23 protein-coding genes are annotated in these 25,982 nt (G+C 67.1%); 13 read left to right on the top strand and 10 right to left on the bottom strand.

Going from position 1 to position 25,982, the window contains the following annotated elements:
• Positions 1–36 precede the first annotated feature (36 nt).
• Both KHC19_RS13465 and KHC19_RS13460 read right to left on the bottom strand, forming a co-directional pair.
• Positions 37–1,647 carry an amino acid ABC transporter permease/ATP-binding protein gene (locus KHC19_RS13465; protein WP_213352888.1) on the bottom strand — a complete coding sequence of 537 codons (1,611 nt, stop codon included), beginning with the start codon at positions 1,645–1,647 and terminating at the stop codon, positions 37–39.
• Positions 1,648–1,717: 70 nt separating this feature from the next.
• A complete protein-coding gene (locus tag KHC19_RS13460; protein WP_378296045.1) occupies positions 1,718–2,650 on the bottom strand; it encodes an ABC transporter substrate-binding protein in 933 nt (310 codons plus the stop codon).
• Positions 2,651–3,137: 487 nt separating this feature from the next.
• On the opposite strand from KHC19_RS13460, the gene KHC19_RS13455 reads away from it, so the two are divergent.
• From KHC19_RS13455 to KHC19_RS13435, 5 genes are all read left to right on the top strand, one after another.
• Positions 3,138–4,154, top strand: a complete 1,017-nt coding sequence (locus tag KHC19_RS13455) for a Bug family tripartite tricarboxylate transporter substrate binding protein (RefSeq protein ID WP_213352887.1) — start codon at positions 3,138–3,140, stop codon at positions 4,152–4,154.
• 119 nt (positions 4,155–4,273) lie between these two features.
• A complete protein-coding gene (locus KHC19_RS13450; protein WP_213352886.1) occupies positions 4,274–4,777 on the top strand; it encodes a hypothetical protein in 504 nt (167 codons plus the stop codon).
• A 19-nt stretch (positions 4,778–4,796) separates the two neighbouring features.
• Positions 4,797–6,317, top strand: a complete 1,521-nt coding sequence (locus KHC19_RS13445; protein WP_213352885.1) for a tripartite tricarboxylate transporter permease — start codon at positions 4,797–4,799, stop codon at positions 6,315–6,317.
• Positions 6,318–6,327: 10 nt separating this feature from the next.
• Positions 6,328–7,614 carry an RNA polymerase subunit sigma-70 gene (locus KHC19_RS13440; RefSeq protein ID WP_213352884.1) on the top strand — a complete coding sequence of 429 codons (1,287 nt, stop codon included), beginning with the start codon at positions 6,328–6,330 and terminating at the stop codon, positions 7,612–7,614.
• A 6-nt stretch (positions 7,615–7,620) separates the two neighbouring features.
• Entirely contained in the window at positions 7,621–7,869 is a 249-nt protein-coding gene (locus tag KHC19_RS13435; protein ID WP_213352883.1) for a hypothetical protein, read from the top strand.
• Positions 7,870–7,906: 37 nt separating this feature from the next.
• On the opposite strand, the gene KHC19_RS13430 is transcribed toward KHC19_RS13435, so the two are convergent.
• Complete coding sequence (locus KHC19_RS13430) at positions 7,907–9,448, bottom strand: alpha/beta fold hydrolase (RefSeq protein ID WP_213352882.1); 1,542 nt, start codon at positions 9,446–9,448, stop codon at positions 7,907–7,909.
• A 556-nt stretch (positions 9,449–10,004) separates the two neighbouring features.
• On the opposite strand from KHC19_RS13430, the gene KHC19_RS13425 reads away from it, so the two are divergent.
• From KHC19_RS13425 to KHC19_RS13415, 3 genes are all read left to right on the top strand, one after another.
• Positions 10,005–11,744 carry a ShlB/FhaC/HecB family hemolysin secretion/activation protein gene (locus KHC19_RS13425; RefSeq protein WP_213352881.1) on the top strand — a complete coding sequence of 580 codons (1,740 nt, stop codon included), beginning with the start codon at positions 10,005–10,007 and terminating at the stop codon, positions 11,742–11,744.
• Positions 11,745–11,924: 180 nt separating this feature from the next.
• Positions 11,925–13,346, top strand: a complete 1,422-nt coding sequence (gene hydA / locus KHC19_RS13420; RefSeq protein ID WP_213352880.1) for a dihydropyrimidinase — start codon at positions 11,925–11,927, stop codon at positions 13,344–13,346.
• Positions 13,346–14,011, top strand: a complete 666-nt coding sequence (locus tag KHC19_RS13415; RefSeq protein WP_213352879.1) for a GntR family transcriptional regulator — start codon at positions 13,346–13,348, stop codon at positions 14,009–14,011. The genes hydA and KHC19_RS13415 overlap by 1 nt, the downstream gene beginning before the upstream one ends.
• A gap of 5 nt (positions 14,012–14,016) precedes the next feature.
• Here KHC19_RS13415 and KHC19_RS13410 read toward each other — a convergent pair whose 3' ends face one another.
• The 5 genes from KHC19_RS13410 to KHC19_RS13390 form a co-directional block, all read right to left on the bottom strand.
• Positions 14,017–14,922 (bottom strand): DMT family transporter, encoded by a 906-nt coding sequence (locus tag KHC19_RS13410; RefSeq protein ID WP_281418569.1) that lies wholly within the window; start codon positions 14,920–14,922, stop codon positions 14,017–14,019.
• Entirely contained in the window at positions 14,923–15,660 is a 738-nt protein-coding gene (locus tag KHC19_RS13405; protein WP_213352877.1) for an amino acid ABC transporter ATP-binding protein, read from the bottom strand.
• Positions 15,632–16,327, bottom strand: a complete 696-nt coding sequence (locus KHC19_RS13400) for an amino acid ABC transporter permease (RefSeq protein WP_213352876.1) — start codon at positions 16,325–16,327, stop codon at positions 15,632–15,634. Before KHC19_RS13400 ends, KHC19_RS13405 begins: the two co-directional genes overlap by 29 nt.
• Positions 16,327–17,001 carry an amino acid ABC transporter permease gene (locus KHC19_RS13395; RefSeq protein ID WP_213352875.1) on the bottom strand — a complete coding sequence of 225 codons (675 nt, stop codon included), beginning with the start codon at positions 16,999–17,001 and terminating at the stop codon, positions 16,327–16,329. Before KHC19_RS13395 ends, KHC19_RS13400 begins: the two co-directional genes overlap by 1 nt.
• 73 nt (positions 17,002–17,074) lie before the next feature.
• A complete protein-coding gene (locus tag KHC19_RS13390; RefSeq protein ID WP_213352874.1) occupies positions 17,075–17,884 on the bottom strand; it encodes a transporter substrate-binding domain-containing protein in 810 nt (269 codons plus the stop codon).
• A 253-nt stretch (positions 17,885–18,137) separates the two neighbouring features.
• On the opposite strand from KHC19_RS13390, the gene KHC19_RS13385 reads away from it, so the two are divergent.
• Genes KHC19_RS13385 through KHC19_RS13375 form a run of 3 tightly spaced genes read left to right on the top strand, consistent with a single transcriptional unit; the run spans position 18,138 to position 20,680 of the window.
• Entirely contained in the window at positions 18,138–19,064 is a 927-nt protein-coding gene (locus KHC19_RS13385; RefSeq protein ID WP_213352873.1) for a dihydrodipicolinate synthase family protein, read from the top strand.
• Positions 19,065–19,094: 30 nt separating this feature from the next.
• Positions 19,095–19,274: a hypothetical protein gene (locus KHC19_RS13380; protein ID WP_213352872.1), complete on the top strand. Its 180-nt coding sequence runs from the start codon at positions 19,095–19,097 to the stop codon at positions 19,272–19,274.
• A 44-nt stretch (positions 19,275–19,318) separates the two neighbouring features.
• Positions 19,319–20,680 carry an NAD(P)/FAD-dependent oxidoreductase gene (locus tag KHC19_RS13375; RefSeq protein ID WP_246548853.1) on the top strand — a complete coding sequence of 454 codons (1,362 nt, stop codon included), beginning with the start codon at positions 19,319–19,321 and terminating at the stop codon, positions 20,678–20,680.
• Here KHC19_RS13375 and KHC19_RS13370 read toward each other — a convergent pair.
• Positions 20,651–21,784: an alpha/beta hydrolase gene (locus tag KHC19_RS13370; RefSeq protein ID WP_213352870.1), complete on the bottom strand. Its 1,134-nt coding sequence runs from the start codon at positions 21,782–21,784 to the stop codon at positions 20,651–20,653. The two genes, KHC19_RS13375 and KHC19_RS13370, sit on opposite strands and share 30 nt — an antisense overlap.
• 365 nt (positions 21,785–22,149) lie before the next feature.
• On the opposite strand from KHC19_RS13370, the gene KHC19_RS13365 reads away from it, so the two are divergent.
• Complete coding sequence (locus KHC19_RS13365; RefSeq protein WP_213352869.1) at positions 22,150–23,454, top strand: NCS2 family permease; 1,305 nt, start codon at positions 22,150–22,152, stop codon at positions 23,452–23,454.
• A 67-nt stretch (positions 23,455–23,521) separates the two neighbouring features.
• On the opposite strand, the gene KHC19_RS13360 is transcribed toward KHC19_RS13365, so the two are convergent.
• The gene (locus KHC19_RS13360) at positions 23,522–24,415 is read right to left on the bottom strand and encodes a LysR family transcriptional regulator (RefSeq protein WP_213352868.1); all 894 of its coding nucleotides are present in this window, start codon (positions 24,413–24,415) and stop codon (positions 23,522–23,524) included.
• Between the two features lie 105 nt (positions 24,416–24,520).
• On the opposite strand from KHC19_RS13360, the gene xdhA reads away from it, so the two are divergent.
• Positions 24,521–25,972 (top strand): xanthine dehydrogenase small subunit, encoded by a 1,452-nt coding sequence (xdhA, locus tag KHC19_RS13355; protein WP_213352867.1) that lies wholly within the window; start codon positions 24,521–24,523, stop codon positions 25,970–25,972.
• Positions 25,973–25,982: the final 10 nt, after the last annotated feature.

Here is a 25,982-nt window from a genome sequence, read left to right as displayed (position 1 = left end):
CTTGGAGGAAAGGGCGGCGCGGCGGCACGCCGGGGCCTATTCGGCGGTCATCGTGCTGAGGAAGCGGGCGGTGAGCGGATGTCGCGGCTGGGTGAGCATCCGTTCGGCCGGGCCTTCCTCGACGATCGATCCGCCGGCGAGGAAGACGATGCGGTCGGCGACCTCGCCGGCGAAGCGGAGCTGGTGGGTGGAGATGACCATGGCGAGGCCGTCCTCGATCGCGAGGCGGCGGATGACCTCCAGCACCTCGCCCACGAGCTCGGGATCGAGCGCCGAGGTCGGCTCGTCGAGCAGCAGCACGCTCGGTCCCGGCGCCACCGCGCGGGCGATGGCGACGCGCTGCTGCTGGCCGCCGGAGAGATGGCGCGGCAGTGCATCGGCGCGATGGGCGAGGCCGACGCGCTCCAGCAATTCCTGCGCGCGGCGGTCGGCGTCGAGGCGCGACAGCCCCTGCACCCAGCGCAGCGGGCCGGCGATGTTCTCCCTGGCGGTCAGGTGTCCGAAGAGGTTGAATTGCTGGAACACCATGCCGACGCCGACGCTGGCGCGCATCTGCGCCGTGGCGCGCGGCGAGAGCGCACGGCCGCCCTCGTCATTGCCGAGGAAGCGGCCGCCGACGCGGATCGTGCCGTCCTCCCAGCCTTCCAGCCGGTTGATACAGCGCAGCAGCGTGCTCTTGCCGGACCCGCTGGGCCCGAGGAGCGCCACGACCTCGCCGGCGCGGACGTCCAGCTCGATGCCGTCCAGCACGGTCTGGCGGCCATAGCTCTTGCGCAGCTCCTTCACCTCGACGGCGACATTGTTGCCGGCGAGGCGGCGGGCGCGGGCGTCCCGGTCCGGTCGTGCAAGGGCGGATTTCGGGGAGGCCGGCGGCAGCGGATCGGCGGAGATCTCTTCGAGGGGCCCGTCGGCGGTCTTGTCTGCCGCATCCGGCGCCGACGCGGGACGACCGGGCCGCAGCACCCGCAAGGCGCGCCGGAACTGCTCCCGCGGCGGCGGCCGGTCGAGGTCGAGCAGCGTTTCGACGACGATCTGGATGACCGCGATGGCGCCGGTGAGCACCAGATAGATGAGGCCGGAAGCGAAGAAGACGGAAAAGAAGTCGAAGGTCGCCGAGGCGAGCTGCGTCGAGCGCAGCGTCAGCTCCTGCACCGCGACGACCGAGGCGAGCGAGGAGTTCTTCAGCGCGCTCACCGCCTCGTTGCCGAGCGCCGGCACCATGGAACGGATCGCCTGCGGCGCGATCACCCGGCGCATGATGGCGGCCGGCGTCATGCCCAGCGCCTGGCCGGCGCTGACCTGGCCGCGCTCGACGCCGAGCACGTTGGAGCGGAGGATCTCGGCGATGAAGGGAGCTTCGTTGAGCGCCAGCGCCAGGCCGGCGGCGGCGATGGCGGAAAGCTTGATGCCGATCAACGGCAGGGCATTGTAGCAAAACACCATCTGCAGGATCAGCGGCGTGCCGCGGAAGATGATCGAATAGCCGCGCGCGACCACCGACAGCGCTCGGAAGCGGCTGAGCTGCATGGCGGCGAGCACGACGCCCATGACCAGCCCGCCCGCAAGGCCGAGCACCGTGATCAGCAGCGTGTAGCCGACCCCGTCGAGGAGGTAGGGCATGCTGAGATAGTGGAGAAAGAGATCCATTAGCCTTTTCGCGCTGGGTCGGGGAGGGCGGTCGCGAACCCGTCGCGGCCGCCGCTGTCGCCGCCGGTCGTCAGTCGGCCAGCACGAGCTTGGGCGTCTCGAGCTGCTCGGCCGGCAGGTTCCATTTCTTCATCAGCTCGGCCTGCAGGCCGCTCTTCTGAATCTCGACCAGCGCCGCCATCACCGCGTCGCGGAATGCGAGATTGTTGCGCGGCACGGCGATGCCGACCGAATAGGGCAGGGTGACTGCCGTCGCCTTTTCCAGCTTGTCCGGGTAGGCCTTCACCGCGCCGTCGACGGTGTTGACGTCGTTGATGTAGGTGTCGGCGCGGCCGGCGAGGATCGCCTGGATGCAGTTCGCATTGTTGTCGTAGAGCTGGATTTCCGGCGCCGGCTTGCCGGCCGCCTTGCACTCGGCCTCAAGCGCCTGGATCAGCGGCACCTCGACATAGCCGGTATTCTCGGCGGCCACCGTCCCGCAGAGCGAGGAATTGATGCCGCTGATGCCCTTCGGATTGCCCTTCGCGACCAGCACGCCGTCGAACACCTTGAGATAGGTGATGAAATCGGCTGCCTTGGCACGGTCCTTGGTGGCGTAGATGTCGGAGATGACGATGTCGGCCTGGCCGGCCTGGAGCGTCGTCAGCAGCGAGGCGAAGGTGACGGGCTTGTAGGTCAGCTTGAAGCCGAGACACTCGCCGATGGCCTCGCCGAGGTCGATGTCGAAGCCGATGTAATTGGTCGGGTCCTTCGGATCGATGGTCTCGTAGCCCGGGGTATGCGGGTTGATGGCGTTGACGAGCGTCTTGCCCTTGAGCGCGGGATATTTCGCCTGCAACGCGGCGCAGGCTTCCGGCGCGGCGGCCTCGGCCTTCTGCGGCAGGCCGGCCGTCATGCCTCCGGCGGCGACGGCGAGGCCGAGGGCGCCGAGCAGCGCGGATCGAATATGCGCGGCGGCGGACGAGCGGCGCCCGCCGGAATACGTGTCGAGTTTGAGTGCCACTGTGCCTTCTCCTCTGCTGCCGCGTGCCGGTGGGCACGGTGACGGGGACCGAGGAGGAAAGTCTTACGCAGGCGGGGTTCGGCAGACTTGTCTCTGGACGCACCGATTGTTGGACGGGCACCTTCCAATTTTCAGGCAGGCGTCGCCCAATAGGTGAGCGTCGGTCGGCTGCGGCGGCGGAGACGTCGGCTCAGCCTGCCGATCCTGCGGATCTTCGGCGGTAGGTTGTTGAACCAATCGCGATTTGGTTTCCTGCGATCCAGGATTACAGCCGAGGCATTTCGCTTCCGGGCAAAATGCGCCTTTCGCAAAAGTGATTGATCCTAACGGGATTTGATCGCTGGCGGCGCATTTTGAGGCAAATAATCTTGACTCAGCTTTAAACCAATTTATAACCAAATAAAAATCGGTGTGGATTCGTCCGGCCGACGGGCTGCAAATCGGCCCGGCACTTCATGGCGCGCCAACGCCTCTCGGGAGGAAGCCAATGTCCATCATGCTCGATCGCCGCCACGTCCTGCTCGCGGGAGCCGGTATGCTCGGCGCCGCCGTGCCGTCGCTGCTCGCGCCGAAGGCGCAGGCCGCCGGCGAATTCCCCAGCAAGACCATGCAGGTGCTGATCCCGACCGGCGAGGGGGGAGGCGTCGATCAGGCGGCGCGCGCCTTCAATCGCATCTGGTCGAAATATCTCGGCGCCAATTTCGAGTATTCCTACTTCCCCGGCGCGTCCGGGCAGGTCGGCTACGAGGTGTTCGTCGCGAAACGCGAGCCGGACGCCTATAATCTTCTTTTCGGCAATATCGGGCCGGAAATGATCATGTATGCGACCCAGAAGGTCAAATACAAATACCCGGAAGATTTCGTCTATATCGGCAGCATGGATGTCGACGACAGTGTCATCTGGGTGCCGGGCAACAGCCCCTTCAAGACCATCGGCGACATGGTCGAGGAGGGCAAGAAGCGCGAGATCACCCTTTCCACCAGCCGCCTGCCGCATCCGTCCACCATCGGCGCGCTGGCGCTTGCCGAGGCGACCGGCATGAAGGTGCGGATGATCCCCTATGGCGGCGGCGGCCCGGCCCGCTCGGCGGCGATCACCGGCGAGGTGGATGGCTGCGCCACCTTCCTGTCGTCGTCGCTCGGCCTCGGCGACCAGGCGCGCTTCCTTGCCGTGTTCAACGAGACCAATCGCGCGCCGGAACTGACCAATAATGCGCCGCCGATCAACCAGGCGCTGGGGACCAAGATCCCGCAAATGTCCGGCCAGCGCGCCATCGCCATCCACGCCAAGGCCGTGGAAGCCTATCCCGACCGGGTGAAGAAGCTCTCTGATACCTTCAAGCAGGTCTTCGCCGATCCCGACTACAAGACGGTGGCCGAAAAGGCCGGCACGCCCTGGGAGTTCATCCAGTATGGCGACGCCGCTGCCTGCCAGGAATCGGCGAAGGAGTTCGTCGAACTCGCCGAGCGCTTCCGCTCGCTGCTGACCGCCTCCAAGGGCTGAGCCGGTACGGCATTCCCCGGTGCCGCGAGGCGGCGCCTGCGGCCGCGTGCGAGGGCCGCATCCTGCCCGGCGGGTCCGGGCGGCATGTGTGTCATCCGCCTCCTGCGCAGGACATTGCCATGAACGACGAGCGTAACGGCAAGGTCGCGACCGGTGCCGACTGGATCATCCCGGCTCTCGGCGCCGCCTTCGCCACCTACTACCTCTACTCCATCAAGGATCTCGACTGGGAGGCCAAGGTGTCCGGCGTGTTCTGCGCCGTGGTGCTGTTCCTCCTGATCGGCATCTTCGCCCTGCGCACCGCCGTCGGGCTGCTGCGCGGCACCCATTACGTGGAGTGGCGCAGCCTGTGGGAGACCCGACAGCTCGCCATCATACGCGGGGCGCTGTTCGGCCTCACCGTGGCCTCGGTGGCGGTCATCCCCTGGGCGGGCTTCACCCTCTCCACCTTCCTGTTCCTGTTCTTCGCCTTCCTGTGGCTGCAGCGCATGAGCGTGAAGCATGCGGCGATCACCGCCGGCGCGCTGGCGCTCGGCGGCTATGTCCTGTTCATCCTCATCCTGCGCACCGCCTTCCCGACCGGGCCCTTCGAGCGCCTCGTCTCGGCGCTGACCGGCCTGTGAGCCGCCACGGGGGCCCGTCATGAATCTCAGCCTGAGCCTGCTCTCCGACCAGTTCCTGCTGAATTTCAGCTATTTGTGGCTGATCGTCATCGCCACAACCATCGGCATCATCATCGGCGCCATGCCGGGCTTCGGCTCGGCCAACACCATCATCATGCTGCTGCCCTTCACGCTGGCGGTGGATGTCGACGTGGCGATGATCTTCATGGTGTCGCTGTTCGTCGCCTCGCATATGGGCGGCGGCATCACCTCGATCCTGCTCAACATTCCCGGCAATGGCGGCTCGGCGGCGACCTGCCTCGACGGCTATCCGATGGCGAAGAAGGGGCTCGGCCAGCAGGCGCTGGTGCTGTCCTTCGTCGCCTCGACGGTGGGCGGCATGGTCACCGCGCTGATGTCGATCTTCCTGCTGCCCTATATTGCCCGCCTCGCCTTCTACATGCACAGCGTCGAGATGGTGGTGATCCTTTTGTTCGGCATCACGCTGATCGCCTCGGTCGCCTCTGACAACATGCTGAAGGGGCTGATCGCCGGCTTTCTCGGCCTGCTGATCGGCGCCATCGGTGCCGACCACATCTATTCGACGCCGCGCGGCACCTTCGGCTTCATCGAGCTCTATGACGGCGTGCCGCTGATCGCGGTGCTGATCGGCGTCTTCGCTATCTCCGAGGCGCTGATCATGATGGAGCAGAGCTCCGTGCTCAGCGAGACCGGCATGCAGATGATGAAGCAGTCGGGCTGGAAGGAGACCTGGGACGGCGTGGTCATGTCGTTCCAGCGCACCTGGCACATGATCTGGACCGGCATCATCGGGCTGATCATCGGCATCGTGCCGGGCGCCGGCGCCTCCATCGCGGCGTTCGTCGCCTACCAGCAGTCGCGGCTCTATTCCAAGACGCCGGAAAAATACGGCACCGGGGTGCCCGAGGGCGTGATCGCACCGGAATCGGCCAATAACGGCTGCGCCTCCGGCGACCTCATCCCGCTCCTGGTCATCGGCGTGCCCGGCGGCACCACGGCGGCGGTGATGCTGATCGTGATGACCTATCACGGCGTGCAACTCGGTCCGCGGCTGTTCATCCAGAATCCCGGCCTCGGCTATGGCGTGTTCATCACGATGCTGGTCGCCTATGCGGTGATGCTGTTCACCACCCTGCCGCTCACCCGCTGGGTGTCGAAGCTGGTGATGATCCCCACCCCGGTGCTGGCGCCGATCATCATCGCCTTCACGCTGGTCGGGGCCTTCGCGCCGCGCGCCTACATGTTCGACCTGTGGCTGACGCTGCTGTTCGGCGCCATCGGCTATGTCTGCCGCAAGACCGGCTTCAACGTGGTGGCGCTGCTGATCGGCGTGATCCTCGGGCCGATGCTGGAGGCGAACGTGATGCGGGCGCTGCGCATCAGCGGCAACGACCCGTGGGTGTTCTTCTCCTCGCCGGTCGGCAACATATTGTGGGCGCTGCTGGCGTTCTCGCTCGCCATTCCCTCCATCGTGCAGTGGCGGCGCAACCGGGCCGCCGCCCGCACCGCCGCCGCGTGAGGCTTCGAGAATGACCGTCCATACGAGGCCGGCCGCCTCCGCCAGCGCCAATCTCCGTCCGCTCGCCCGGCTCGACTTGCCGGGCGGCGGCGAGGTGACGATCAAGGACGGCTTCGCCTTCATAGGCCACATGTCGCCGCCCGACGGCACTACCATCCTCGACATCGCCGACCCCGCCCGGCCGCGGGTCGTGGCGCGCCTCGCCCCGCCGGATCCTTTCTCGCACACCCACAAGGTGAAGGTGGCCGGCGACCTGATGATCACCAATGTCGAGCGTCATCGCCGGCATTTCTATCGCAAGGGCGAACGGCTCGACGCCGCCACCGCCGAACTCGTGGCGCGCCTCGGCCGCCCGCCTTCCGATGCCGAGGTTGCCGCGGCGCTCGGGGTGGCGAGCGGCGATCTCGCCGATCTGCGCGCCGGCCTCGCGCGCGGCTATGACGCCGGCGGCTTCCGGGTGTGGGATATCGCCGATCCCGCCCATCCCCGCGCGCTCGCCTATGTGAAGACCGGCGGCATCGGCGTGCACCGCTTCGACATGGACGAGCGCTACGCCTACATCTCCACCGAGATGGAGGGCTATGTCGGCAATATCCTCGTCATCTACGATCTTGCCGACCCCACCCGCCCGCGCGAGGTCTCCCGCTGGCACCTGCCCGGCCAGCATGTCGCGGCGGGCGAGGTGCCGTCCTGGCCCGGCCAGCGGCACCGGCTGCATCATGCGCTGCGAGTGGGCGACATTCTCTGGGCTTCCTGCTGGTATGCCGGCGCCTACACGATCGACATCTCCGACATCTCGAACCCGCGCACGCTCGGTAGCTACAACTACCATCCGCCCTTCCCCGAGCCGACGCACACGCTGTTCCGTCTCGCCGAGCCGATCGCCGGCCGCGACATCGCGTTGGTCGTCGATGAGGAACACGAGCACACGCCCGGCCAGCCGCACGCCTTCCTGTGGGTGATGGACGCGGCCGATCCGGCGGCGCTGAAGCCGATCTCCACCTTCCACATCGCGGAGAACGCCTCGCCCTATGCGCAGGCTGGCGGGCGCTTCGGCGCGCACCAGTTCCAGGAGCGGCAGGTCGGCAGCCTGGTCTTCGCCAGCTGGTTCGCCGGCGGGCTCAGGGTGATCGACCTTGCCGATCCCGGGACGCCGCGGGAGATCGCGCACTTCATTCCATCCCCCGCGCCGGGCCATGCGGCGCCGCAGAGCAACGACGTCGATGTCGACCCGCGTGGCGTCGTCGCCCTGCTCGATCGCGACCGGGGGCTCGACCTCCTCGCTTTCGAAGGGTGAGGCGTCATGTGCAGCGACTGCCTCGACGAGCCCTCCCGTGACCTTGCCATCGCGCCGGAGGAGCTGGCGCGGCTCGCCCGGCGCATCGAAGCGGATATGAGCGGCGAGCCGGCGCCGGCCCACGCCTGGTCAGTCTATCTGGGGGAGGAAAGCGGCGCGCTGGAGTGGCGGACGCTCGATCGTCTCGCCCGCGCCATGGATGGGGCGCGGCTGATCGCCTCCATGGCCGGCAGGCCGGCGGATCCTTCGCGCTGAGGCCGGCGCGGGCTGCCTGCGCGCGCAGGGGAGCGCGCTATTCCGGTGCGATCACGAAGGGCGGAACGTTCAGGGCGTCGACGCAGGAGACGTCGGGCCTGCTGTCCGGTGCGGTGAGCAGTGAGTACATCACCGACCTCGCGCAGTCCGATTTCGGCAGCACGTAATGGCCGATGCCGGGAAGCACGATCAGCGTCGCACGGGGGAGCGACCGCGCGACGAACCGCGCGTTCTGCGCGGAGGTCATGGCATCATAGCTGCCGGCGATGACCAGGGTGGGAATGGCGCTGGCCGTCGGGTCGCGCTGCGCCTCCGGCGCCCGGGCGACGTTCCAGACCTTGCAGACCTCGGCCGCGAACGGGAATTGCGGCGCCTGCGACCGGACGGAGGCCGGATAGGCGGGGAAAGCCCGGAGCCCGGCCTGCAGGACGCTGTCCGCGGCTTCGTAGGCGATCCATTCGCTGCACATCACGCCGTTCTGCAATCCATAGCTCAAGGGCTCGGCCGAATGGGCGAAGCCGATGGCGGCAATGATGGACGCGACACCTTCCATGCGGCCCGCCGCCATCTCGTACAGCAGTTCCGGGAGGCGGTTGCCGTAAAGCTCGCTCGCCGCTCCCGCCCAATAGGCGATCGAGGCGCCGTCGATCACCACGTCGACGGCGGGTGCGTCCGGCTCCGGCGGCGCGAGGGGATACAGCGCCGGCACGAGCCGCGTCTTCAGCGGTTTCGCCTCATAGGCGCGCACGAGGGCTTCGAGGGTACCGAGCGGATCCGGGTAGCGCTGCCGGCAGGCCGCATCGGCGGCGCAGGCGGCGAAGATCGCGTCGAGGCCCTGGCGTTGCGACGTCCAGTTGAGGGCGACGCTCGCCAGCGCAGGGGGCAGCACGGAATCGAGGATGACGCTTCGGATACCCTCGGGGTGCTGCCGCATATAGGTCAGGGCGAGGTCGGTGCCGTAGGAAACGCCGAGCACGTTCCAGAGGGGAATGTGCAGCGCCTTGCGCAGATCGGCGAGGTCGGCGGCGCTCTCGGTGGAGTTGTAGGCGGAAAGATCGACCCCCTCGCGTGCCAGCCGCTCCCGGCAGGCGCGGTTGGCGCCCACATACAGCTCCCGGGCCTGCTCGCCATTGCGCCGCATGCCCACGAGCGGGCCGCCCGTCGCGTCGACCTCGGGACAGATGAGAGAGGGCTGCGCGTAGAGCGACCCCCGCTGCCCCATGAGGATCACATCGCGGAACCGGTTGAACCCCGCCTCCACCATGACCGTGGCCGACGGCATCACCGGGCCGCCGGGGCCGCCTTCCAGATAGACGATCGGATCGTCCGCCTTCTTGTCCCGGGCCGGAAGGAGGGCGACGGGCAGGCGGATCATGCGGCTGCCGGGCCGGGCGCGCGTTTCCGGCACGGTGAGATAGCCGCAGCGTGCCTCCTGCAAGGCGGGAACCGGCACGCTGGTGCGCGGGCAGGCGCCCTCCTCGAAGCTTGCGGCCTGCGCCGGACAGGCGGCGGCGGATACGATGCCGGCGATCAGCAGCCATCGCCGAGCCGATGCAAGCGGATTCCAGGGACGGGGCATGAGGTGGCCTGAGGATGAACTGGGCCGGAGGTGCAGGGCGGCGGGCGGCGGGGGCGGGAGACGGTCAGCATCCCTCATGTCCAGCGGGCATGAAAGCGGCATGTCGAAGTAGAGAGGCACCGGATATCGCGTCCATTGCTTCTGTGAAAATTTGATCATGAAGGATCTTCATATCAAGTCTTGGCCGCGCGCCGGTCATGACGCGGTGCGGCGCGCAACGCCCCGGCCCGGCGCGGATCCGAAGGGGTCCTCGACATTCGGCAGGCTTGGCAATGAAGATGCATCCGTGGCGCGATGGTCGGTTCTTCTGCCATTCGCGAGTATTTCCCACGATTTCCACGGATCGCGCGCATCGTGCCTCATTGACGAAGCGCAGCTATTTGAAGGATTATTGTATAAAGTTTCCTCAATGTCGCCGGCATGGAATTTTGATGATGATGGAACTTTAAGCGCGCCTCACCGCACTCTCATCGTCATCTGCCGTCTTCGCTGCCGCCTGTTCCGCCTTCGGGCTTCCGTGGCAGCGTCGCTTCCGCCAAGTCTCCGTGGACGTTCCATGCTGGACAAGCCTTTCCCGTCCGACAGCGTGCTGCGCGCCTTCGCCCGGCGCGCGGGCGTGCCGCGCAGGTTCGCCGCGGCCCTGCTCGCCATGGTGGGGCTCGCACTGGTCCTGTTCGCCCTCGCGGCCCCGGCGCGCGCGCAAAGCTCGTCGCCGGCGGTGGCCCGCATCACCACGGACCAATCGGCGATCATGCGGCAGTTCGAGCCGCCGCTGACGCGGCCGCCTTCGCTGGGCGGGCGCATCAGCGCTCCCGTCGCCGGGCTGCCGACCGATCAACTGGCGAAGACCCGCTTCCGCCTCGCTTCGGTCACGCTGGAAGGCGTCGAGGCCCTGCGTCCTTCCAATATCGCCGCGACGTGGCAGCGTTTCCTCGGCCGCGACATCTCGCTGGAGCAGGTGAAGATCATCCTCGAAGACATCGAGAAGGCCTATCGCAAGGACGATTACGGCGTCGTGGTCATCGCCCCGCGCCAGGACTTCGCCAGCGGCCATCTCCGCATCATCGTCTACGAGCTTTACATTCGCGAGCTGGTCGTCAACGGCGCATCGGAGCATCTGCGCCAGCGTCTCGATCCCTATCTCGAGCGGATCACCGCCATGCGGCCGCTGCGGATCTCCCAGGTCTACCGGCAATTGCTGCTCGCCGAGGACCTCGCCGGCATCTCGATCTATGCCATTTTCGACCGCATCGAGGACGATCCCGGCGCGGCGAGGCTGCAGCTCGACATCACCACCAGCCGCGGTTCGGTCAATGCGGCGCTCAACAATTATGGCAGCCCGAGCACGGGGCGCCTGCAGGGCGCCATGGGCGGCCAGCTGAACGACGCGTTCGGCCTGTTCGAGAAGACCGATCTGCTCGCGGTGACCAATCCGGTGGATCCGAACGACGTCGTTCTCGGCAGCCTGTCGCAGAGCTTTCCGCTCGGGCCGTCGGGCTTCGGCCTCACCTATTCCGTCGGCAACTCCTGGGCCAATCCCGGCGGGTCGCCGGGTCTCGACGGCATACATTCCGATATCTTCACCGCCAGCGCCGGTGTCACCTATGCGCTGCTCCGGGCGATGGAGAGGAACGTCATCCTCTCCGCCGCCGTCAACGTGAACAATACCGACGTCAATCTGCGCGGCGAACCGGTGAGCGACACGCGGGCGCGGTGGGTGTCCCTGGCCGCGCAATATGACGACACCGTCTCCGGCGTGACCTTCATCCTCAAGCCGCAACTGCTGCTCGGGATCGCCGGGCTCGAATCGAACCTGGAGGACACCGATTTTTCGGCGGCGACGCTGACCGGGGTCGCGACCTACAGCCCGACCAAGACCCTGACGGCGCAGCTCAACATCGCCGGGCAATATGGCTTCACGCCGCTGCCGGACGCGCTGTTGACGGCCTATGGCGGCGAGGGGTTCGGCCCTGCCTACGACCCGGCGGCGATCGTCGGCAACAGCGGAGCCTCGGTCGGGCTCAAGCTGTCGCAGAGCATCGACGCCAAGCTCTCCTGGCTGAGCGATTTCAGCCTGTTCGGAACGATCGACTACGGCGCCGTCTGGAACCGTTCGGCGATTCCCTATGATTTCGCCGATCTCGGCTCGGTCGGCCTGGGCGTGCAGGGGACCATCAACGATCACCTCACGGCGATGGTGATGGTCGCGACGCCGCTCTGGTACGACGACACGCTTTCCGCCCTGGGGGTGGAGCAGGGAACCGCCGTCCGCTTCTCCCTCGCCTTCAGGAAATGAGCCGCCATCGCCGCGTTCTGCGGGCCGAGGGGAAACCGCGCCCGAACCCTTGATCGCCCGAGGGCCGGGCCGGCCTGCGCGCGCCATCCGGCTTGCCTTCCCGTCGTCGCGACAGGCAGACGCTGCTTCCCAATTGCATTCTCCCTGTATACAATGACGGCATTGACAGGGGTAGGATTGATGGTCGAATTCGATACCGTGATTGCAGGCGGACTGGTGGTGACGGCGGGGGACCAGGTCCGCTGCGACGTCGGCATCCTCGGCGGCAGGATCGCCGCGCTGGGGCATGGGCTTTCCGGCAAGGAAATCCTCGACGCGTCCGGCAAGCTGGTTTTGCCGGGAGGGATCGATTCGCATGTGCACATCGCCCAGCCGTCCGGCGACGGCATCGTCATGGCCGACGATTTCGAAACCGGCACCCGCTCGGCGGCGCTGGGCGGCACCACGACGATCATGCCCTTCTGCCTTCAGGAACGCTCGGTTCCCATGCGGGAGACCCTTCGCGCCTATCACGCGAAGGCCGAGGGCGAATGCTATGTGGATGTCAGCTTCCACCTGATCATCAACGAACCGACCGAGCAGCTGCTCGGCCAGGACCTGCCGGCGCTGGTCGAGGACGGATACACCTCCTTCAAGGTGTTCATGACCTATGACGATCTCAAGCTGAACGATCGCCAGATCCTCGACGTGATGTCGGTGGCGCGCGAGACCGGCGCCCTGGTGATGGTCCACGCCGAGAATTACGACGCGATCCGCTACATGACCGAGCAGCTCGAGCGGGCCGGCCACACGGCGCCGCGCTACCACGCGACCTCGCGGCCGACGGTGGTGGAGCGCGAGGCGACCCACCGGGCGATCTCGCTTGCGGAGCTCGTCGACGTGCCGGTCATGATCGTCCACGTCTCGAACCGCGAGGCGATGGAGCAGATCCGCTGGGCGCAGCAGCGCGGCCTGCGCGTGCTGGGCGAGACCTGCACGCAATATCTCGTGCTGACGGAGGACGATCTGGACGGCCTGGGCATGGAGGGGGCGAAATATGTCTGTTCGCCGCCCCCGCGCGACAAGGCGAGCCAGGAGGCCTGCTGGGAGGGATTGCGGACCGGGGTGTTCTCGGTCTTCTCGTCGGACCATTGCCCGTATCGCTACGCGGACGAGCAGGGAAAGCTGAACCCGAAGGCGCGGTCGAGCTTCCGCTGGGTGCCCAACGGCATTCCCGGCATCGGCGCGCGGCTGCCGATCCTGTTCTCCGAAGGTGTCGCCAAGGGGCGGATGAGCCTCGAGCAATTCGTCGCCGTCACCGCGGCCAACCCGGCGAAGACCTACGGCCTCTACCCGCGCAAGGGCACCATCGCGGTCGGGTCGGATGCCGATATCGCCATCTGGGACCCCGAGCGGCGCCTGACGCTGCATCACGACATGCTGCAGGACGGCGCGGACTACACGCCCTATGAAGGGCTGGAGATCGTGGGCTGGCCGACCACGACCCTCGTGCGTGGACAAAAAGTGATGGAAGAAGGAAAGCTGGTTGGTAGAAAGGGTTTCGGCACCTATCTCGCGCGGGACCGTTCGCGCTTCGCCGCCTCAAGCAAGAGATCGGACTGATGACGGAACATGCCGCCATGGATGCTGAAGCCGGGGCACGCAGCGAAAACCTGTCGAATCTTGCCTACAAGTCGGTCACGGAGCTGATCCGGGACCGGCGCATTCGAGGCGGGGAGACGATCGTCGAGTCACGCCTGGCGGACCAGCTGAACATCTCCCGCACGCCGCTGCGGGAGGCCCTCCAGCGCCTGGAGGGGGAGGGGCTGATCATCAAGGGCAACGGGCGCTTCTTCAAGGTGCGCCATGTCGACCTTGGCGAATACCTGCAAAGCCTGCGTGTCCGCGAGATTCTCGAACCCGAGGCGGCGGCGATGGCCGCCGGGCACATTCCCCTGAAGGAACTGGTCATCGTTCGCGCCGAGATCAACAGCCTGCGCGGCGCGACGGCCTATCACACCGACGCGCACTGGCGCTCCGACGACAACCTGCACGAACTCTTCGCCCGGCATTGCGGCAATGAAGTGCTGATGAAGGCCATTCGCGGCCTGCGGGTCACCACCCGGCTGTTCGAGATCGCCCGGCTCGCGGACCGTGTCGAGCCGGATTCGGTCGAGCATCTCGCGATCCTCGAGGCGCTCGAGGCGGAAGATCCCAAGGCGGCGCGCAAGGCCGTGCAGGCTCACATTCGCAGCATCGGCGACTTCGCGGTCGCCACGGTCCGCTAGCGGCGTCAGGTCGTCCGCGACCGCAGGGTGACGATCCCGCAGGCGATGATCAGCGCGCTGCCCATCATCACATGGGCGGCGGGGACCTCCTCGAACACCAACCAGCCGATCAGACCGGCCCAGACGATCTGGCTGTACAGGATGGGCGAGACGACGGCCATCGGCGCCAGCCGGCAGGCACCGGTGATCATGAGGTGGGCGGCCGTCCCGGCGACGCCGCCGACCGCGAGCAGCGCACAGGCCGTCAACGGAATGGGCACGGCGTAGAACGGCAGGCCGGCCAGGCAGATGGCCAAGGCCGCCAGGCTCGCCCAGAACACCAGCGTCAACGGCCCTTCCTGCTGGCCGGCATAGCGGGTGAGGACGTAGAGCACGGCGTTGAAGAAGGCCATGGCGAGCGGATAGAGCAGGGCGGGGCCGAACACGAAATCCTGCGGATCGAGGACGATCACCACGCCGACCAGGCCGATGAAGATGCAGACCCACTGCGCCGTCGACGGCCGTTCCCCCAGGGCGACGGCGGCAAGTACCGTCGCCATGAGCGGCGTCGAGAAGGTGATCGAGTAGGTTTGCGCCATCGGCAGGTTGCCGAGCGCCAGGGTGATGAACACCGTCGTCAGCACCAGGCAGATGCCGCGCAGGATGTGGATCCCGACCCGGCGCGTCCGGGTGAAGCCCGGGCCGATGACCGGCACCAGCAGGGCAAGCGCGGCGACCTGCACCAGGTTTCGCACGAACACCAGCATCGGCAGCGGGTGTTCCGCATAGAGCGCCCGCATGATGGTATCGAGCGTGGTGAAGCACAGCATCGCCGCGGCCATCAGCAGAACCGCCAGCCAGGGCCGTTGCGTGCGTTCTCCCGAAGACGCCGGCTCGCCCGCCGAGGCCTGCTCCGCGGCGCCGGCCCGCATCTAGTGGCGCAGGATCTTCGACACGAAATCCCGGGTGCGTGTCTGGGTCGGCGCGTCGAAGATGACGTTGGCGGGCCCCTCCTCGACGATCCTGCCATTCGCCATGAACACGACGCGGGAAGAGACCTCGCGGATGAAGCCCATTTCATGGGAGACGATCATCATCGTCATGCCTTCGCGGGCGAGGAGGCGGACGGAATCCAGCACCTCCGAGACCAGTTCGGGATCGAGCGCGGCGGTCACTTCGTCGAGAAGAAGGATCTCGGGGCGCAAGGCGAGCGCGCGGGCGATCGCCACGCGCTGCTGCTGGCCGCCGGAGAGCTGATCGGGATAGGCGTTGAGCTTGTCGCCAAGGCCGACCTTGGCGAGCAGGGCCTTCGCCTCCTCCTCGACCTCCGCCTTCGGGCGCTTCTTGATCTTGATCGGCGTGATCGTGACGTTCTGCAGAACGGTCATGTTCTGGAACAGATTGTACTGCTGGAACACGATCGCAATGCGGTCGCGCAGGCGACGGAGCTCGCGGGCATTCGCGTAGTCGACCGTCTCGCCGTCCAGCTTCACGCTGCCCGATGCGGGCGGGAGCAGGCCCATCAACACGCGCAGGATCGTGCTCTTGCCCGAGCCGGACGGGCCGATGAGGCCGATGACGTCGCCGCGGCCGACACTGAGATCGATGCCGGAGAGCACGGTATGCGTGCCGTAACGGGCTTCAAGGGCGGTGATGTCGAGATGATGCAAGACGAGCCTCCAGCGCCGCGCCGAGCCGCGCGAGCGGATACGAAATCATGAAGTAGATGACGAGGATCGCGCCGAAGGCGAGGCCCGGCGAGAAGCCCTTGTTGTTGAGTACCTTGCCGGCATAGGTCAGCTCCACCACGCCGATCTGCGAGGCGAGGGCGGTGTCCTTGATGAACAGGACGAAAAACCCGAACGCCGGGGGCAGGATGATCCGCCACGCCTGCGGCAGGATCACCAGCCGGATCGCCTGCAGCCGCGAGAAGTTCATGGTCTCGGCGGCTTCCCACTGGTTCCGGTGCACGGAGAGCAGCCCGCCGCGGATGATCTCCGCGAGGAAGGCGGCGGCGATCACGGTGGTCGTCACCGCCGCGACCACGAAGAGCGGCGTGTTCGCGAAGAACATCTGGAAGACGAAAAACGCCAGCATCAGCGTGACGAGAAACGGCACGCGCCGGAAGATTTCGGTGAAGGCGAAGGCTATCCCCCGCAAGGGGGCCAGCAACCGGCCGCGCGTCGTTCGCGTCACCGCGAGCGCAAGGCCGAGCAGGCTTCCCAGGATGACGCCGAGCGCGGAGAGCGCCAGCGTCGTCCCGGCAGCCTCCGCGAGGAAGACCAGGTTGTAATAGGTGGCGAATTCCGGCCATTCGGCGATCATCTGGGAGAACATCAGATCACCTTTGCACGCGCGCGGAAGGCGAACCGGCCGAACAGGGCCAGCAGCGTCGAGGCGACCAGCGTCAGGACGACGTAGATGCCGGCGGTGACGGTGAAGACCTCGATGGATCGGAAGGTCAGCGAATTGATGTTCAGCGCTTCGCCGGTGAGCTCTTCGACGCCGAACACGGCGGCCATCGAGGTGCCCAGCGTCATGATGATGAAGTGGTTCGACAATGGCGGGAACAGCACCCGCGCGACATGGGGCAGGATCACGTAGCGGATCTGCTGCAGGCGCGAGAAGCCGAGCACCTCGGCGGCCTCCAACTCGGAGCGCCGGGAGCTCTCGAAGCCGGCGCGCTGGATCTCGGTGAGATAGGCGCCGGCATTGAGCGTCATGCCGAGCAGCACCGCATTGTAGGAGGACAGGAGGATGCCGCTGTCCGGCAGCGCGAAGTAGAGGAAGTAGATCTGGACGAGCTGCGGCGTATTGGTGAGGAACGTCACATAGAGGCCGACGATCAATGCCAGCCAGCGCGGGCCGAAGCTCTTCGCCGCCGCGCAGGCGGTGCCGATCAGCAGCCCCCCGCAGAAGGCGAGCAGGGCGATCTGGATCGACAGCACCGCGCCTTCGAGCAGACGGGGTAAATAAGGCCATATCTGGCCATATTGCAGCACGTAGCCCATGCGTCGCTCAGCTTTCCAAGATGATGATCCGGCCGGGAAGGCGGCCCCGGCCGGATCGGACCTGTCTGTACGCTCAGAAGTACGGCGTCACCTGGACGGGGGCGATCATGTCGCCGCCAAACCACTTCTTCCACAGTTCGGCGGTGGTGCCGTTACGGTGCAGCTCGAAGATCGCGACGTTGAGCCAGTCCTTGAGGCCCGTCGAGTTCTTGCCGACGCCGAGCGCGCAGTAATAGATGTCGATCGGCGTCTCGACGATCTTCCACTTGATGTCCTTGTGCTTGTCCATGTGCTCGCGCATGAAGTCCATCACGTCGATCATGGCGGTGCCGCGGCCCTGGGCGAGGGCGCGAACGGCGTCGGGATAGTTGTCGAGCAGGACCAGCTTGGCGTTCTTCAGCTTGTCCTGGATGAACTTCACCGGGGTCGAGCCGCGCACCTGCACGAAGGTGACGTCCGCGCTGTCCATCTCCTTCCAGTTCTTGTAGGGCTTGTCCTCGGTGGTCAGGATGCCGAGCACCTCGGTATGGGCCGGCACGGTGAAATCGATGACCTTCGCCCGATCCGGGTTGCGGGTCATGGCCCCCATCACGAAATCGATCTTGCCGGACACCACGAACGGGATGCGGTCGGGCGAGCCGACCTGGACGACCTCGAGCTTCACGCCGAGCATCTTGGCGATCTCGCCGGCGAAATCGACGTCGAAACCGACGATCTCGTTCTTCTCGTTGAACTTGCCCAGCGGGGGCAGAGTCGGGTTCACGCCGACGCGCACCACGCCCGACGAGATGATTTCGTCGAGCGTGCGCGCCGCCGCCGGCGCCAGCGTCGCCGCGAAGGCCGTGAGCGCGATGAGCCCGGAAAGGGCGATTTTCTTCAGCATTGATGCATTCTCCTCATGGAAGGCCGCTTGGCTTGGCCGCTCCGATCCGGTCAAGCGAGCTGTTGCTTTGGTCGACAATTTGTATACATATTGCCGATCTGTAAAGTGCAAAAGCGAACGCCGGCGCCCCGGATGCCCGGCAGCGCCGGCACCGTGAAGCCATCGCCGGCGCGCCTCGGGCCCTGCCGGTGGCAGGGTGCCGGTGCGGCGCGATCGCCCAGGGCACGGCCGGTGCCGAGAGGACAGGACATTCATGCTGCGATCATTCAACGACCGCCTGGCCGGCATCCACGCCGCGACGATCGTGCCGATGCGGGACGATTATTCGATCGATGCGGAGGCACTGAAGGCGCATATCCGCGCCGTGGTCGCCGTTCGCGGCGTGCGGGGGCTGCTGCTGAATGGCCATGCCGGCGAGAACTTCGTCCTCTCCCGCGACGAGAAATGCCGTGTCGTCGCGCTGGCCCGCGAGGTCGCGCCCGATGTGCTCATCGTCTCCGGGGTGAACAGCGAATCGAGCCTCGAGGCGGCGGGCGAGGCGGCGGCCCTTGAAGCGGCGGGCGCCGACGGCCTCCTGGTCTTTCCGCCGAACAGCTGGGCGCTGGGGCATGACGAGGAGTGCGTCCTGCTGCATCACGCCTTCATCCGCGACGCGACGCGCCTGCCGCTGATGCTCTATGGCGCCCCGGTTTCCGCCGGCCGGATGTCGTATTCCGGGCCGCTGCTCTCGCGGCTCGCCCGGGAGCCGCGCATCGTGGCCATCAAGGAGGGAAGCTGGGAAGTCGCCGCCTATGAGGAGAATATGCGCCGGCTACATGCCGAGCGGCCGGGCTTCGCGGTGCTCGGCTCCGGCGACGAGCATCTGCTGGCCTGCTACATGATCGGAACGGTGGGCAGCCAGGTCTCGCTGGCCGCCGCGGTTCCCCAGCTGATCGTCGATCTCTGGGAGGCGGCCGAGGCGAAGGACTGGGACCGCGCGCGGCAGGTGCATGAGCGCATCTATCCGCTTGCCGTGGCGATCTATCGCGAGGCTCCCGGCGGCCGGGCGACGGCCCGGCTGAAGACCTGCCTCAAATTGCTCGGCCAGCTCGACAACGATACGCTGCGTCCGCCCCAGAACCCGACGACGCAGCAGGAAATCGAATCGCTCCGCCGGGCGCTCGATCTCGCGCTGGCCTGAACATTCATCGTCCCGAGCCGAGTGTTCCCGATGACCGCCATTCGCATCAACGCCGGTCCTTGCGCATCCGACGCGCAGCTGGAGGCCGAGGCTGCGCCGAGGACCCGCGAGCTGTTTCGGAGCCTTCCGCCGTACCTTCCCGCGCTCGGCAAGAGGGCGCTGTGGGAGGGCGCCCGGGGCATTCGCGTCGATCTGAGCGGCGACAAGTGAGGCGGGACATGGGGGCCAGCGGGGTTGAAGCCGAGAGGCGCGATATGATGCGCGACGTGGTGATCGTGGGCGGGGGGATCGGGGGGCTGAGCGGCGCCTGGCGGCTCCGCCACCGCGACATCCTCGTGCTGGAAGCCGGGGATCGGCCGGGCGGGCGGCTGCGCTCGGAGCCCCGCGGCGATTACTGGCTGAATTTCGGCGCCCATCTCTTCGGAGAGGCCTCGTCTCCGGCCGGCGGGCTCGCGGACGAACTCGGCCTCGAGGCAAGGCCGATCCCCGGCGACCGGATGGGGATCGCCTTCAAGGGAAAGGTCGTGGCGGGAGGCCGCTCCGAGACCTTTCCCCTGCGCCTTCCCCTGGACCTGCGGTCCCGGCTGTCCTTCGTCAGGATGGGCCTCAAGCTGCGCGGCGGCGTGCTGCGGCTGCTCGAGGTGCAGAAGAAGATCGACGGCGAGACGCCCGCCGCCCGCCGCGTCCGCCAGCTTTCCTTCGAGAACGGGCGCACGCTCGAGGACTATGTGGGAGCGCTGACGCCGGACGTCGAGCTGATCCTGCGCACCATCACCGAGCGCACCTCGGCCGATCCCACCTATATGGCTGCCGGCTACGGACTGACGTCCTTCGGCCAGGTCTGGTCGAAGCATTCGTTCGGCCGCAATCTGTTCGGCGGTTCCTCGCGCCTGCCCCAGGCCATCGCTTCCGCGCTCGGAGACCGGTTGCAGCTGAATGCCGAGGCGATCTCGGTGGAGCAGAAGGCGGATCACGTCGAGATCGTCTATCGGCAGAACGGCGAGGAGCGGCGCGTGCTGGCGCGGCAGGCCATCGTCGCGACGCCCGCGCCGGTTTCGGGCAGGATCATCAGAAACCTGCCGGCCGATACCGCCGATGCGCTGGGGAAGATCCGCTACGGCGCTTTCCTCTCCGCCGCGGTTCTGACCGCCGAGACCGGGCCGATGCCGTGGGACAACAATTACGCCATCGCCACGCCCGGCCTGTCCTTCGGCGTGTTCTTCAACCAGGCCAGCACCTTGCGCGTCGGTGCGCGCAAGCCGGGCGGCAGTCTCATGCTGTTTCGTGGCGCCCGCGGGGCGGCCGAGCTGATGAAGCTCTCCGACCCGGAGATCGCCAGCCGCTTCCAGGCCGACCTCGAGACGCTCTACCCACAGGCGCGCGGTATCGTCCGGGACATCATCGTGCAGCGCTGGCCGCTGGGAGCGCCCTATTCGTTCCCGGGCCGCGCCGCCTTGCAGCCCGCACTGACCCGCGATCTCGGCCGTCTGCATCTGGCGGGGGACTATCTCGAATTCCCGTGCATGGACGCGGCCATCGCGACCGCCGGAGAAGCGGCGGCCAGGATTGAGAAGGCCCTGCCGGCGCTACTGACCGACCGGGCCGCTTCCGGTTAGGGTGGTGATCGCGCTCGCCGTCGCCAAGCCGACGCTGCTGATCGGGTTGACCTTCGGGTTCGCGTCGGTCAGCGGCTGGCCGGTGGCGAGCTGCTTGCCGATGAGCCGGATGATGTCCGGGCTCTCGGCGAACTTGCCGTGATTGATCCTGTCGTCGGTCTTGATGTCGGTCATGTTGACGACATCGATGCGGTTCTCCGCCAGGAATTCCCTGTATTGCGGTGCGTCGGGATCGATCTCGCCGAGCCGGGCGTTGCTGCCCCACAGCACCTTGGAGACCGCCAGGGCCTTGTCGTCCTTCGAGACGAAGACGGTGAAGGCCGGCCGCTTCTTGCCCATCTCCGCGACCTGGGTGCGGAAGATGTCGATGTCGACATCGGCATCGGCCAGCATGACGTTGCGAATCTTGGGCGGAATCCCGTCGTCGCGGATGGCGATCTGCCGGAGCGTCTCCAGCGTGACCCAGTTGCCCATGGAATGGGCCAGCACCGAGATCTCGTCGACCGACTTGTCGTCGACGAGATATTGCAGAAGGTGCTCCAGCGCGCTGCGCGAATAGGTGGCGCTGTCGCGATCATAGCCATAGGCCAGCAGCTCGCCGCGCGAGGGCCAGGTGAACAGCACCGGGATGGCATCGGTGCCGGAATCATGGACGATCTGGGCAAAGCGGAAGACCGCATCGTCAAAGCGGTTGTTGTAGCCATGGACGAACACCAGCACGTTGCGGCTGGGGCCGCGGGCGAGCCGCTTGGCGAAACGCGCCTTGGCCTCGTCGCGGCTGATCGTCTCCGCACTGAGAGTGGCGAACGAGGTCGCGGGATCGGCCGGAATCTTCTTCGGCCATTCCACGGCGCCGGGCTTGTGACCGGGCGGAATGGAGATGACGATTTCGCCGAAGCCGGCACTGCTGCGATCGCCGCCGAACATCTCGCCGGGCACGGCGGAAGCGTTCCGCGTCGTCGCCACCAGCATGTCGACCTTCGCGGTGGAGATGGCGGCCGGCTCGCTGGCGAGGAAGACGTTTTCCGGCCGCGAGGCACAGGCCGCGCACAGCAGAAGCGCCGCGACCGGCAGCACCAGACGCCTGAGATGGATAAAGACCATGCCCGCAACTCCCGCAGCCCCCACAGCGGGCGCTACTAAACGCAATTTCGTGCAAGTGGCTTGATATTTGGTGCCAAATGACAGCCCGAGCGCGTTTTCTGCGCTCCTTACCCAAAGTGACGGGACGTTGTTGCCGGGCCGCCACAGTTTTGCGGGGGCAGGGGGGGCCTCGTTCCGGCGCGCTCTTCACGGCTGCCCGGCTCGGCGCGCAGGAGGCCCTGAGGGCCGGCTGTCCGCCGGTTCGATTGTTCACCAAGTCGGGAAACAGTCTCAGGGAAACGCGAAGGTGCGAGCGTGCCTCTCGTGTTTATCATCAAATATCGGGCGGAAGCCGGATGCAATAAGAAGATCTACGGGAGGAAACGATGCTCGAGCGCCTGTTCAGGCTGGGCGAACTGAAATCGAATGTTCGGACGGAAGTCATTGCCGGGTGCACGACGTTCCTGACGATGGCCTACATCATCTTCGTCAATCCGAACATCCTGTCGACGACGGGCATGGACGCCCAGGCCGTCTTCGTCGCGACCTGCCTGGCCGCCGCCATCGGCTCGGCGACCATGGCCCTGTGGGCGAACTGGCCCATCGCCATGGCCCCCGGCATGGGGCTGAACGCCTTCTTTGCCTTCACCGTGGTCGGCAAGCTCGGCTATACCTGGCAGCAGGCGCTCGGCGCGGTGCTGATCTCCGGCCTCATCTTCCTCCTGCTCTCGCTGACCGGCATACGCCGCTGGCTGATCGACGGCATCCCCGCCTCGATGCGCAGCGCGATCGCGGCCGGTATCGGCCTGTTCCTCGCCATCATCGCGATGAAGGGCGCCGGCCTCGTGGTGGCGAGCCCGGCGACCTTCATCACCCTGGGCGACCTCACCTCGACGGGGGCGCTGCTCAGCATTGGCGGCTTCTTCGTCATCGCCGCGCTCGACGTGCTGAAGGTGCCGGGCGCCATCCTCATCGGCATCCTCGTCACCACGGTGGCGGCGATCCTCACCGGCGTCAGCCAGTTCGGCGGCATCGCCTCGGCGCCGCCGTCCATCGCGCCGACCTTCTTCCAGCTCGACGTGCTCGGCGCCCTCAAGGGCGGCCTGCTCCATGTCGTGCTGGTGATGGTGCTGGTCGAGGTGTTCGACGCCACGGGGACGCTGATCGGGGTCGCCAAGCGCGCCGGGCTGCTGACGCAGGGGGCGACCCACACCAATCCCGGCCTCAGCCGCGCCCTGATGGCCGATTCCACCGCCATCGTCGCCGGATCGGTGCTCGGCACCTCCTCCACCACCGCCTATATCGAGAGCGCCTCCGGCGTGCAGGCGGGCGGGCGTACCGGCCTCACCGCGCTGACCGTCGCGGTGCTGTTCCTGTTCGCGACCTTCCTCGCGCCGCTCGCCGGCTCCGTGCCGGTGCAGGCCACCGCGCCGGCGCTGCTCTATGTCGCCGCGCTCATGCTGCGCGAGCTGGCCGAGGTGCATTGGAACGACCCGACCGAAACCGTGCCGGCGGTGCTGACGGCGATCACCATGCCGTTCACCTATTCCATCGCCAACGGCCTCGCCTTCGGCTTCGTCAGCTACGCGGTGCTGAAGCTGCTGACCGGCCGGGCACGGGAGGTCCATGTGGCGACATGGCTGGTGGCCGGCCTCTTCATCCTGCGCTTCGTGCTCTATCCCGAGGGCTGAACGCGCGCCGTCTCCGAAAGCGACGCGGCCCGGCCATCGCGGCCGGGCCTGCCTGCGTTCACGGGCCTCACAAGGCGCCCTTCAGCGAGCGCACGGCGAAATCGATGAAGAGCCGCACCTTCGGATCCTGGAATTCGCGGTGGGGGGTGAGGCAGCCGAACTGCGCGCCGAGCGGCGGCGTCTGCGGCAGCACCTCGAGGAGCCGCCCCGCTTCCAGATGCGCGCGCACCTCGTAGCGGGGCCGGTTGGCGATGCCGGCGCCGTCGAGCGCCCATTGCGTCAGCACGTCGCCGTCGTCGACGTCGAAGCGGCCGGACACGGTCATCTTGCGCGGACCGTCCGGGGTCTCCAGCGTCCAGAAATATTCCGGCGAGCGCGGGAAGCGCAGCAGCAGGCAGTTGTGGTCGGCGAGGTCGTCGGGCGACGACGGCGTTCCGTGCCGCGCGACATAGGCCGGCGACGCCACCAGCACGCGGCCGCAATCGGCGATCTTCCGCCAGCTCAGCGCCGAATCCTCCAGCTGCCCGAGGAAGAAGGCGACATCCACGCCCTCTTCCACGATGTTCACCACCCGATCGGAGAGGCGCAGCCGGATCTGGATCTCTGGGTGCTCGCCGCAGAATCGCAGCACCAGCGGCGCGATCAACCGGCGGCCGACCCCGAGCGGAGCGACGACGCGCAGGACGCCCTGCGGTGTTCCCGCATAGGAGGCGACCGTCGCCTCGGTCTCGTCGAGCGCGGCGATCACCTTGCGGGCATTGTCGTAGAGCACCGCGCCGATCTCGGTCGGCGCCAGCTTTCGGGTGGTGCGGTTGAGCAGCCGCACGCCGAAGCGGGCCTCGAGATCCTTGATCCGGTTGGAGGCCGCGGCCGGGGTGAGGCGCAAATCCCGTCCGCCGGCTGAAATCGAACCGCGCGCCACGACACGCACGAACACTCGCAGGCACTCGAGATAGGACACGGCGGCCTCGATTTTTAGCAAAACCGTTGAAACTGTTCCCGGTCGAAGACGGGTTACACCGCCCCGTTTTTTTGCATTCTAATCCTGAGAAACGGGAGACACGCAATGGCCGGGGACATCCGCTTCCTGCTCAACGGTGACGAGGTCCGCCTCGCCTCGGCCGGGCCGGGAGACACGCTGCTCGATTTCCTGCGCCTCGAGCGCCGCCTCACCGGCACGAAGGAAGGGTGCGCGGAAGGCGATTGCGGCGCCTGCACCGTCCTCATCGGCCGGCTGCTGGACGGCGCGTTGGTCTATGAGCCCATCAATGCCTGCATCCGCCTGATCGCCTCCTGTCATGGCTGCCACGTGGTCACGGTGGAGCATCTGGCGGGCCGCAATGGCGAGCTCCATCCCGTCCAGCAGGCGATGGTGGAGCATCACGGCAGCCAGTGCGGCTTCTGCACGCCGGGCTTCGTCATGGCGCTCTACGGGTTGTGGATGGGCAATCCCGAGCCGGACGTCCTCGACATCGAGACGGCGCTGCAGGGCAATCTGTGCCGCTGCACCGGCTATGAGCCGATCGTCCGCGCCGCGCTCGCCGCAGCGCGTGCCGGCGGGCAGGCACAGGATTGGCTGACTACCGAGCGCGCCGCGATCACCGCCCGCCTGGGCGCCCTTGCCGGCACCGGCGCGGATGTCGGCCGCGGCGCGGAGCGCGCCATCGTGCCGGGGGATGTCGACGAGCTCGCCGCGACGCTGGTGGCCCATCCGCAGGCGATCATCGTCGCGGGCGCCACCGATGTCGGCCTCTGGGTCACCAAGCATCTGCGCGACATCAGCCCCGCCATCTTCATCGGGCACCTGATGAAGGAGATCGCCGTCGATGCGGACGGCATCCGCCTGGGGGCCGGCGTCAGCTATTCCGAATTCCTGCCGGTGGTCCGCCAATATCTGCCGGAGGCCGAAGCCTATCTCCTGCGGATCGGCGGCTGGCAGGTGCGCAACGCCGGCACCATCGGCGGCAACATCGCCAATGGCTCGCCCATCGGCGAGATGCCGCCCCTGCTGATCGCGCTGGGGGCGCGAATCGTGCTGCGCCGGGGGGCGGAGCGGCGTACTCTGCCGCTGGAGGATTTCTTCATCGCCTATGGCAAGCAGGACCGGCAGCCCGGCGAATTCGTCGAGACCATCCTGATCCCGCACCACCGGGGCGTGCGGGTCGCGGCCTACAAGGTCTCCAAGCGCGCCCATGCCGACATCTCGGCAGTGTCGGCCGGCTTTGCGGTCCGCGAAAGCGAGGGCCATATCGTGGAGGCGCGGATCGCCTTTGGCGGCATGGCGGGAACCCCGCGTCGCGCCGCCGCCGCGGAAGCCGCGCTGATTGGCCGACCTTTTGCGAGGGACAGCTTCGAAGAGGCCGCCATCGCCGTGCAGGACGATTTCGCGCCCCTGACCGACTGGCGCGGCAGTTCCGACTACCGCCGCATCGTGGCGGGCAACCTGTTCCGCCGGTTCTGGCTCGAGCAATCGGAAACCGTCGAGCCGGTCCGCATCGACCGCGCCCTCGGCGCCTGAGGCAAGGAGG

This window comes from Ancylobacter oerskovii, from assembly GCF_018390555.1.
Lineage (GTDB): Bacteria > Pseudomonadota > Alphaproteobacteria > Rhizobiales > Xanthobacteraceae > Ancylobacter > Ancylobacter oerskovii.
This window is presented reverse-complemented; position numbering and strand designations above follow the sequence as displayed.